This window comes from uncultured Oscillibacter sp., from assembly GCF_900546705.1.
Lineage (GTDB): Bacteria > Bacillota > Clostridia > Oscillospirales > Oscillospiraceae > Oscillibacter.
Genome location: NZ_URDP01000021.1, coordinates 23,970 through 34,892 on the forward strand (window position 1 = coordinate 23,970; position 10,923 = coordinate 34,892).

7 protein-coding genes are annotated in these 10,923 nt (G+C 62.2%); 2 read left to right on the forward strand and 5 right to left on the reverse strand.

Features of this window, described 5'->3' with window-relative positions:
• Positions 1–37: 37 nt before the first annotated feature.
• Positions 38–526 (reverse strand): pyridoxamine 5'-phosphate oxidase family protein, encoded by a 489-nt coding sequence (locus tag QZS13_RS06140; protein WP_295586947.1) that lies wholly within the window; start codon positions 524–526, stop codon positions 38–40.
• 55 nt (positions 527–581) lie between these two features.
• Positions 582–1,688, reverse strand: a complete 1,107-nt coding sequence (locus QZS13_RS06145; protein WP_295586950.1) for an HD domain-containing phosphohydrolase — start codon at positions 1,686–1,688, stop codon at positions 582–584.
• A 230-nt stretch (positions 1,689–1,918) separates the two neighbouring features.
• Between QZS13_RS06145 and QZS13_RS06150 the strand changes: the two genes are divergently transcribed.
• Positions 1,919–2,548 (forward strand): hypothetical protein, encoded by a 630-nt coding sequence (locus QZS13_RS06150; protein ID WP_295586953.1) that lies wholly within the window; start codon positions 1,919–1,921, stop codon positions 2,546–2,548.
• 83 nt (positions 2,549–2,631) lie between these two features.
• On the opposite strand, the gene nifJ is transcribed toward QZS13_RS06150, so the two are convergent.
• The 3 genes from nifJ to QZS13_RS06170 all read right to left on the reverse strand — a co-directional run bounded on the left by nifJ (position 2,632) and on the right by QZS13_RS06170 (position 9,443).
• Complete coding sequence (gene nifJ, locus QZS13_RS06155) at positions 2,632–6,177, reverse strand: pyruvate:ferredoxin (flavodoxin) oxidoreductase (protein WP_295586955.1); 3,546 nt, start codon at positions 6,175–6,177, stop codon at positions 2,632–2,634.
• Between the two features lie 277 nt (positions 6,178–6,454).
• A complete protein-coding gene (locus tag QZS13_RS06160; protein WP_307986758.1) occupies positions 6,455–8,236 on the reverse strand; it encodes an aconitase/3-isopropylmalate dehydratase large subunit family protein in 1,782 nt (593 codons plus the stop codon).
• A 13-nt stretch (positions 8,237–8,249) separates the two neighbouring features.
• The gene (locus tag QZS13_RS06170; RefSeq protein ID WP_295586957.1) at positions 8,250–9,443 is read right to left on the reverse strand and encodes an N-acetylmuramoyl-L-alanine amidase family protein; all 1,194 of its coding nucleotides are present in this window, start codon (positions 9,441–9,443) and stop codon (positions 8,250–8,252) included.
• Positions 9,444–9,634: 191 nt separating this feature from the next.
• On the opposite strand from QZS13_RS06170, the gene QZS13_RS06175 reads away from it, so the two are divergent.
• On the forward strand, positions 9,635–10,923 hold a 1,289-nt coding region (locus QZS13_RS06175), incomplete at its 3' end, for a hydratase (protein WP_295586959.1).

Here is a 10,923-nt window from a genome sequence, read left to right on the forward strand (position 1 = left end):
TGATGCTACCATCACCGGCTTTTTTATGCAGGAAAAATCATTTCTGCTCTGCCAGCTCCAGCGCCTGCTTGCCGGAGAGGTGTTCCACTGAGAGCTCCAGAATGCACAGACGGTCCCACGCCCGGTCAATGGTGCGGGCCCGCCCGGCAGGGGTGTCCTTCGGGGCGTATTTCGCAGCCAGGCGCTCAATGGCCTGCCGCTTTTCCGCCGCGTCCTCCAGAATGCGGATGGTCCCGAAGGCAATCACGCTTTTGAAATAAGTGGTATACTCCTCCGGCACAATCCGGTCCTGGCCGATGACGCAGAAGGAGGCCTTTGGGCTTTGCCGGATGGCGTCGATCTTGTGGCCTGCCTTTGCACAGTGGAAGAAGAACTTGCCGGATTGATACACATAGCTCAGCGGAACCGCGTAGGGATAGCCGTCATCGCCAGAGAGTGCCAGTACGCCGGATGTGCCGGCATGCAGGACCGCGGCAATTTCCTCCTGGGACAGGGCCTGCCGGTTTCTGCGCATTTGTTGAAACATGGTGTCCTCCTTGTGGTTTTGGCGGTAAAATACTCCGCCGTCCGGAAAATTTGGGTTACGTCCGGGCCGGGGCGGGCGTGGGATACAGGGCCCGCAGCGCCGGCTCCACGGAGAAAAACGCGTCCAGCAGCGCCGGATTGAAGGCGCCGCACTCCCCGTCCCGAATCATCCTCAGGGCCTCCTCGCAGGAGAAGGCGTCCTTGTAAACCCGCTTGCTGGTCAGAGCATCATACACGTCCGCCAGGGATACCACCTGGGACCAGATGGAGATCTCCTCTCCCCTGAGGCCATCGGGATAACCCCGGCCGTCCCAGCGCTCGTGGTGGTGGCGGGCAATGTCACAGGCATAGGCGTAGGCGCCGCTGTCCTGCATCTGGGGGATCTTTTCCAGCAGCAGCGCACCCTGAACGGTATGGGTTTTCATGATCTCAAACTCTGCCGGAGTCAGCCGGCCGGGCTTATTCAAAATGGCATCGGGGATGGCAATCTTGCCCACGTCGTGCATGACAGCGGCCAGGGAGATGTTTTCCACATCGTTTGGCTCCAGCCCCCGGCCCATGGGGGTGTGGGTGAGCAGATAGTGGGTGATGTCGTGAATGCGGCGCACGTGCTGGCCGGATTCGCCGTTGCGGAACTCAATGGCGGCGGACAGGGCCTCCACCATTCCCTGGTTGAGCCGGACGATCTGCTCGGCTCGCTCCAGGAGCTCCGCCTGCTGGCGGTTCACCACGCCGCTGAGCCGGGCCCGGGCCTGATACAGCTCCACCACCGACTGCACCCGCCGCAGCACCACGTAGGGAATGACGGGCTTGCCGATGACGTCCATGACGCCCAGCTCGTATGCTTCTTTCATGACACTGCCGCTGGCCTCGGCGGTAATGAGGAATACCGGTACCTGCTCGGTGAGGTGGTGGGATTTCAGCGCCCGCAGGACCTGAATCCCGTCCATTTCCGGCATTACCACATCCAGCAGCACGGCGCACAGACGCTGGGGGTGGGCCAGGATCTTCTCCAGGCCTTCCCGGCCGTTTTCTGCCTCTTCAATGGCGTAGTGAGAGGCAAAAATATTTTCCAGGATGCCGCGGTTAATGGCATCGTCATCAATAATCAGCAGCGTATCCGCTGAGAGCATTGCCTGATACGGAAATTGTACATTGGTCATGGGAGACTCCTTTACCGGTTCGGTGGGAAAAATAGGAGAATACGAAGGTATTATAGAACAAAAAAGCAGGCTTGGCAACGTCCATTCCCTGAGACCCCCCATACACAGCATATGCGGCGGCACTGTGAGGGGCAGCGGAAGAAGCTGGAAAACCTTTTGCCGCTTCCGACCGTCTTATACAACAAGTGCCCGGATATGCCCGGGGACATAAACGACCGAGGAGGTTTTCCATGATGAAAAAACTGCTGTGGATTCCGGCTCTGGTGCTGGCTCTGGCTCTTTCCGGCTGTGGAAAGACGGCGCCGGCGGCAGATCCCCGGGACGGACAGGCGTCCGGGGAACAGAGCCAGACAGTACCCCAGGCGGCCTACGAGGATACCAGTGTGACGGACGAGATCCACTATCCCCAGCTGACCGAGTTTCCCGGGGAGCTGCTGATGGACTACATGAACCAGTCTCTGGCGCATCCGGCCCAGTCGCTGGAGTCGCTGGATACCAAGGACAGCAAGGCACTTTCCTATGAGGTGGGGCGCTGTGACGGCACTTGGGTCAGCGTGCTGTACACCCAGACACTGACCGCTCCGGACGGCACCGAGACCCGGACGCAGACAGCGGTGAACCTGGAGGGCGGAAGTGCCCAGGAAGTGACAATGGACAACGCCTTCCGGGATAAGGCGGCCGTTGTGAAGCTGCTGGAGACCCAGCCCGGAGATGCCCCGGTGTCCTTCTATCTCAATGGAGACGGTGCAGTGTTCTTCTTCCGTCCGGAGGATGACCCGTCCCGGGACTACGTGACCCAGACCATCCCCTACGCATCCCTGGAGGGATACTGGAACACATTCGGGCAGCCCGCCAACTGAAAAACCGCCGCCGGAACATCCCGGCGGCGGTTGTGGAAAAAACGGGGAGCACATGGCGTGCTCCCCGTTTTCCGTGACAGAGCTTACTGCTCCTCGGCCATCTTGCGGTACTTCTCGTACCGGGCCTTCAGGTTGGCAATCTCCTGCTGATAGAGGGCCTCGGCCTTCTCGGGGAAGTTGTTCTTCAGAGAAGCGAAGCGGTTCTCGCCCATGAGGTAGTCCATGAGCTTGCTGGTGTCCGGCTCGGCGGAGTCCAGCTGGAAGGGGTTCTTGCCCTCGGCAACCCGGCGGGGATCATACCGGTACAGGTGCCAGTAGCCGCACTCCACAGCCTTCTTCATCTCGGACTGAGAGCAGCCCATGCCGGCCTTGATGTGCTGCTCCAGGCAGGGGCAGTAGGCGATGACGATGGAGGGGCCGGGATAGGACTCGGCTTCCCGGATGGCCTTGAGGGTCTGAGCCTGGTCGGCGCCCATGGCCACCTGGGCCACGTACACATAGCCGTAGGTCATGAGGATGGCGCCCAGGTCCTTCTTGGCCACCTGCTTGCCGCCGGCGGCAAATTTGGCCACAGCGGAGGTGGGAGTGGACTTGGAGGACTGACCGCCGGTGTTGGAGTAGACCTCGGTGTCCAGAACCAGCAGGTTCACATCCCGGTTCTGCGCCATGACGTGGTCAATGCCGCCGAAGCCGATATCATAGGCCCAGCCGTCACCGCCGATGGCCCAGATGGACTTCTTGGACAGGTACTCCTTGTTGTCCAGGATGAACTGGACATCCTCGGTCTTTTCAGCCTGCTCCAGGGCGGCAACCAGCGCGTCGGATACGGCGCGGGTCTTCTCCTTGTCCTCCCAGTTGGCCAGGTAGTCGTTCACCGCCTCCACGGCGATGCCGGCGCTCTTGAGGTCCTCCAGACGGATGAGGATCTCCTTGCGGATGGCGTCCTGGGCATGGAAGAAGCCGTAGGCAAACTCGGCGTTGTCCTCGAACAGGGAGTGCTCCCAGGCGGGGCCGCGGCCGCAGCTGTCCTTGCAGTAGGGCAGGATGGGCGCGCCGCCGGAAATGGCGGAGGAGCAGCCTGCCGCGTTGCCCACATACATCCGATCGCCCACCATCTGGCTGACCAGCTTGATGTAGGTGGTCTCGGCGCAGCCGGCGCAGGCGGCGGAGAACTGGAAGTAGGGCTTGGCGAACTGGAGGTTCTTGACGGTCTTGTCGGAAATGACGTCCTTCTTCAGGTAGGCGTCGTTCATGGCCACCTCGTCGAAGTTGGTCTGCTCGCCCTTCATCTCCTCAAAGGGCGTCATAACCAGAGCGTCGGCGGTCTTGTCGCTGGCGTTGGCGGGGCACACGGTCAGGCACACGCCGCAGCCCAGGCAGTCATAGGGAGAGATCTGCATGCGGAAGGAGTAAGCGGGCGCGTCCTTGCCCAGGCCCTTGGCGGGCACGGTCTCAAAGGAAGCGGGCACCTTGGCCTTCTCCTCGTCGCTGAGCAGCACGGGGCGGATGGCGGCGTGGGGGCAGGCCATGGAGCAGCGGTTGCACTGGATGCAACTCTCGGCGTTCCACTTGGGCACCATGGTGGCAACACCGCGCTTGGAGAAGGCAGAGGTGCCGTTTTCCCAGGTGCCGTCCAGCACGCCGTACTTCTTGAACACGGACACGGGCAGCTTGTCGCCCTGCTGACGGTCCATGGGCAGCACGATGTCCCGCACAAAGGGAGTGGCGCCCTTGGGCTCCACCACGGGGGTGTCGGCGGCGTCGGCCCAGGAGGCGGGGATGTCCACCTTCACGGCGGCGCTGATGCCCACGTCCACGGCCTTGTTGTTCAGGTCGACGATCTTCTGGCCGGCCTTCTTGAAGTAGGAGTTATAGTTGTTCTTCTTCATATCCTCCACGGCCATGTCCAGGGGGATGACCTTGGTCAGAGCGAAGAAAGCGGCCTGGAGGATGCTGTTGGTGCGCTTGCCCAGGCCGATCTCCTGAGCCAGCTTGGCCGCGTCGATGATGTAGAACTGGGCGTGCTTGCGGGCCAGGTCACGCTTCATCTTGCCGGGCAGACGGGTGTCCAGCTCCTCGGCGCTCCAGGGGCAGTTGAGCAGGAAGATGCCCCCGTCCTTGAGGTCCTCGGTGGTGTCGTACTTATTTACATAGGTAGGTGCGTGAACGGCGATGAAGTCCGCAGAGGACACCAGATAGGTGGAGCGGATGGGGTGGTCGCCGAAGCGCAGGTGGCTCTGGGTCAGACCGCCGGACTTCATGGAGTCGTAGGAGAAGTACGCCTGGGCATACTTGTCGGCTACCAGGCCGATGGTGGAGATGGCGTTCTTGTTGGCGCCCACGGTGCCGTCGCCGCCCAGGCCCCACAGCTTGCAGGAGACCTCGCCGGGATGGGGCAGCTCCACATCCTTGTAGTCCAGAGAGGTGTGGGTCACATCGTCCACAATGCCGATGGTGAAGCTGTTCTTGGGATTGGCCTGCTTCAGGTTATCATACACGGCGATGATCTGGCCGGGGGTGGTGTCCTTGGAGGACAGGCCGTACCGGCCGCCCACCACGCGGATGTCGCCGCGGCCGGCCTGGTTGAGGGCGGTCACCACGTCCAGGTACACGGGCTCGCCTACGGAACCGGTCTCCTTGGAGCGGTCCAGCACGGCGATGCGCTTGCAGGTGGCGGGGATGGCGGCGGCGAAGTGAGAGACGGAGAAGGGACGGTACAGGTGGATCTGCACCATGCCCACCTTGCGGCCCTGGGCGTTGAGGTAGTCCACGGTCTCCTTGACGGTCTCGGAGGCGGAGCACATGACCACGATCACGTCCTCAGCGTCGGGAGCGCCGTAGTAGTTGAAGAGCTTGTAGTCCCGGCCGGTGAGCTTGTTGATCTCGTCCATGTAGTGCTGGACGGTGTCGGGCAGAGAGGCGGCCTTTTCGTTGGCGCCCTCCTTGCACTGGAAGTACACGTCGGGGTTGACGTTGTTGCCCCGGTTGGTGGGGTGCTCGGGGTTCAGGGCGTGACGGCGGAAGTCCTTGAGGGACTCGTAGTTCACCAGACCACGCAGATCCTCGTAGTCCAGCGCCTCGATGCGCTGCATCTCGTGGGAGGTGCGGAAGCCGTCGAAGCAGTGCATGAAAGCGTACCGGGCGTCAATGGCGGAAAGATGGGCCACGGCGCCTAAGTCCATGGCTTCCTGGGGGCAGGAGGACATGAGCATGGCGTAGCCGGTGGTGCGGCAGGTCATAAAGTCGGTGTGATCGCCGAAAATGGAGTGGTGGTTGGAGGTCACCACCCGGGAGGCGATGTGCATGACGCTGGGCAGGAACTGGCCGCCCATGGCGTACATGGCGGGGATCATCAGCATCAATCCCTGGGAAGACGTGAACGTGGTGGTCAGGGCACCGGCCTGCAAAGAGCCGTGGCAGGTACCGGCGGCACCGGCTTCAGACTGCATCTGAATGACATCCACCGTGGAGCCGAACAGGTTCTTGCGGCCCTTGGCGGCCCACTCGTCCACCTTCTCCGCCATGGGAGAAGACGGCGTGATGGGATAGATGGCAGCGACCTCCGTGAACGCATAGGCCACATGCGCCGCAGCGGTGTTGCCATCCATGACTGCGTATTTCTTTTTCATCTGATACACCTCTCCTGGTATGTAATAAGCAGGATCATCATGGGCCGGCGCGGCCGTGCCGGAACTTTCTCGATTCCGCATAACGGAAGCAAATTCCTTAAAAAACGAAAACGACAAAGATTGCCCATGAATTATCAATCTAACTATACTCTATAAATCTCCAGGTGTCAAAGGCTTTTGACGGGTTTTTCGCCAAAAAATCTGCGCAAAATCAGCCGGCTTCCGGTGTATCTTATACCGGAAGCCGACGGATTTGGAAACTTTTGAGAAAAACCCGTCACAGATAGGGACGGGGGTCCGCGATTCGCCCTTCCAGGGCAGAGGCGGCCGCCACGGCAGGACTTGCAAGATAGGTACGGGCGGCGGGACTGCCCATGCGGCCGATGAAGTTGCGATTGTGGGTGCCCACCACCACCTGCTCTCCGCTGACCAGTCCGCCGCTGCGGCCCTGGCACAAGGAGCAGTAGGGATGGGTCACCATGGCACCGGCAGCCACCAGGGCCTGAAGATAGCCAAGGCGCACGGCCTGGCGGTATACCGCGTTGGAGCCGGGGGTGACGATCAGCCGCACATGAGGCGGAATCTCGTGACCTTTCAGAATCTGCGCCGCCGCGGCCAGATCCTCCAGACGGCCGTTGGTGCAGCTGCCCAGAAACACCTGGTTGACCGGCGTGCCGGCCACTTCCCCGATGGAATGGACGTTGTCCACGGAATAGGGGCAGGCAAGATAGGGCTCCAGTTCCTCTGCCCGGTAGCGCAGCACCCGCTCATATTGGGCGTCGGGGTTCAAGCGCAGCCACACCAGAGCGGCGGGGTCAGCCTGGCAGAAGGCGGCGGTTTTTTCGTCCGGGGCAAACAGTGCCGCCTTGGCGCCGCACTCCACCGCCATGTTGGCGATGGCGGCCCGGCCGGCCACGCTCATCTGCGCCACGGCGGAGCCGGTGAACTCCAGGGACTTGTACAGCGCCCCGTCGGCGCCCAGGTCTCCCAGCACCCGCAAGATCACGTCCTTGGGAAATACGCCTTTGGGCAGCGTGCCGTCCACCACCACCAAAATAGAGGAGGGTACCCGCACCCACAGCTGTCCCGTGCCCAGGATGGAGGCCATCTCCGTGTAGCCCACACCGGAGGAAAAGGCCCCCACGGCGCCGTAAGTGGTGGTGTGGCTGTCCGTACCGAAGACAATTTTTCCCGGTGCGGCAATTCCCTCCTCCAGAGCCAGCTGGTGGCTGATGCCCTGGGCTGCGTACACCCGGCGGATGCCGTACTCGTCCTGAAAGCGGCGGCTGTACCGGAAGCACCGGGGGTCGTCGTCCAGACAGGTGGGATACAGATGATCCACCACCACATGCACCCGCTCCGGATCGAACACACGGGTAAAGCCCATGGCCCGGAACTGCTGAAAGATATAGGGGGCGTAAATATCGTGGAGCACGGCCTCGTCCACCGGCACGGTAATAATATCTCCCGGCCGTACGGGAGTACCGGTGCGGCCCGTGAGCAGCTGCTGGGCCAAAGTGAGACCGCTGCGGTGGACCCGGGGCGGCACCGGCGGCGCCGGCGTCAGGCGGGATTTGTCCAGGGACTGCATCCGGGGCACCAGACCGCCCCGTCGCAGGATCTCCAGTACTTCGCCGGAAAAGGCGGGAGTGGGATAGGTCCTGCCGTGGAGACGGATTGCTTCTCCCACGGTCACGTCCACGGTGTCCCCCTCCCGGCAGTCCGACCAGAGGCTGTCGCACTCCATGAGCAGCAAGCCATTGTTGATGGCGTTGCGGAAAAAAATGCGGGCAAAGCTCCTGGCAATGATGCAGCGGACGCCGGAGGCACGCAGCACGGAGGCGGCCATCTCCCGGGAGGAGCCGCAGCCGAAGTTCTTTCCCGCCACGATGCATGTGCCGGGTCCCAGCTGTGCTGCCAGCTCCGGCCGCAGCGGCTCAAACAGATGGGGCACCATCTGCTCCAGGGTGGGCATAGCCAGATATTTGGTCATCATGATGATATCCGTGTCGATGTTGTCCCCCAGCCGTAAAACCCGGCACGAAAAGCAATTTTCCATGGGCTCCCTCCTTTCAGCTTTCGTAAATGCTGCCGCTCAGCGCCGCCTGGGCGGCATTGGCCATCTTGGCCCGGTCGGCCAGGCTCACCGAGTCGTCCCCGGTCCGGGTGAGCACCACGTTGTAGCCCAGGTCCTCCAGGATATCCGCCAGCATCAGGGACATGGGCAGGGTCAGGTCCTTCTCCCGCACGTCCTCTCCGTTTTCATCGGGATAGACCGCCCCCGGCTGATTGCCGCCGTGGCCGGGATCGATGGCAATGGTGATCTTGGCCGGGTCCAGCGGCGGCACCTCCGGTTCCTCCGGCTCACCGGTCACTGCCACTCGCACCTGATTTTCACCGGAGGACACCGACAGGTGCTGGGCATAGCTGACGCCGGAGGCCAGATCCAACACCACCCGCAGGGTATGAGGGTAACCGTAGCCCAGGTCGTCCCCATGCTGGTAGCAGCGCACCGACAGAATGGCCTGGCTCTCCACCGGCAGGGTAAGGCCATTCTCCGCCTCCGGATAGACCGCCCCCAGCACATCGATGGCCAGCCGGTCCCCCAGGTCCACAACGCGGTATTGTGGGGTATGGTCAGCGGAGATGGTCAGCGTCTGGGCCTCCTGGTCAAAGGCCAGCCCGGTGATCTGCCCCAGGTCGGCCGTCTCCGGCTGGCCGGGCGTCTCCTCTGCCGGGGAGGTGATGGCCACTGTGGCCGTCTCCCCTATCCATTCCACCCCGGCCCCCAGCTGCTCGGACACAAAACGGAGAGGGACCATGGTGCTCTCCTTGCCCTCCCACATGACGCCGCCGGCGGGCACTCCGTCGGGCAGTTCCACCGTCTGGCCGTCCACCAGGGCAGTGGCGCTCCCCGCTGTCAGCACAATGGTGCTCTCCTCCCGCAGAATAATGATCTGCCGGGTCTCGGGCACCCAGGTCACCGTGGCGTCCAGAGCCTCGGAGATCAGCCGGACCGGCACCAGGGTGCGGCCGTTAGCGCTCCCCTCCGGATAGTAGGCCAGCGCCGGCACATCCTGGGGGATCAACGCCTCCCCGTCCAGGGTCAGATTGACCCGGTCGGTCACCGTGGGTTCACTGTAACTCCGGCTCACCTCATCGTAAAACCGGACGGTAATCTGCTCCGCCCCCGCAGCCATAGCGGACGGCAGCAGCCCAACCACCCACAGCAGCAGCAAAAGCAGGGTAAAAATGCGTTTCTTCATGGTATGCTCCTTGCCAGATCTGGGATATCTTCGACATATTTTATCCTATTTCCCATACAACCGTCAAGGAAACAGCGGCAGAAAAAGTTGACATAATTTTCATGGTCCGGAAAATGACAGACAAAGCTCTTGCACTTGCAAGAAAAAGTTGGTATGATGAAAGATAATTCAAGAGCATCGGAGGGAATACTATGCTGAATATCACCCGTCAGGGCGTCTACTATAAAAATAACGCCTTCGTCCCTGTCCAGGACGGCCCCGCCGCCGGCCTGCCCAGCCCGGAGGAGGCCAAGAAGGGCACCATGGCCTGGTCCATTCTGGAGGCCCACAACACCAGCAGCTCCATGGACAGCCTGGCCATCAAATTTGACGCCATGGCCTCCCACGACATCACCTACGTCGGCATCATCCAGACCGCCCGGGCCTCCGGCATGAAGGAGTTCCCACTTCCCTATGTGCTCACCAACTGCCACAACTCTCTGTGCGCCGTGGGCGGCACCATCAACGAGGATGACCACGTGTTCGGCCTGTCCGCCGCCAAGAAGTACGGCGGCGAGTTTGTCCCCGCCCACCAGAGCGTCATCCACTCCTATATGAGAGAGCGGTACGCCACCCCCGGCAGGATGATTCTGGGTTCTGACTCCCACACCCGTTACGGCGCTTACGGCACCATGGCCATCGGCGAGGGCGGCCCCGAGCTGGCCCGGCAGTTGCTGGAAAAGACCTACAATATCAGCTATCCCAAGGTCATCGCCATTTACCTCACCGGCGCTCCCATCCCCGGCGTGGGCCCCCAGGACGTGGCTCTGGAGCTGATCCGCTCTACCTTCAAGGACGGCACCGTCAAGAACGCGGTCATGGAGTTCTTCGGCCCCGGCGTGAGCAATCTGTCCATGGACTACCGCTCCGGCATCGACGTGATGACCACCGAGACCACCTGCCTGTCCTCCGTTTGGGTGGCCGACGACACCCTGAAGGACCATCTGGCGGTACTGGGCCGGGGCGACCAGTTCAAGCCCCAGGCTCCCGCTGACGGGGCCTACTATGACGGGGTCATCCACGTGGAGCTGGACAAGATCCGGCCCATGATCGCCCTGCCCTTCCACCCCTCCAACGCCTATACCATCCAGGAATTTAAGGAGAACATGGCCGATCTGCTCCATCAGGTGGACGAGGACACCGTCCATCAGCTCAAGCTGAAGAGCAAGCCCACCTCCCTGCTGGACAAGATCGTGGACGGCAAGTTCATGGTGGATCAGGGCGTTATCGCCGGCTGCTCCGGCGGCACCTATCAGAACATCGTCCGGGCGGCCCAGGTGCTGGACGGCCATGCCATCGGCTCCGACGCCTTCTGGCTGTCCGTCTACCCCACCAGCCAGCCCGTCAACCTGGAGCTGACCCGCCGGGGCTATATCGCCTCTCTGATGGCGGCAGGCGCCTCCATCCGCTCCTGCTTCTGCGGCCCCTGCTTCGGCGCCGG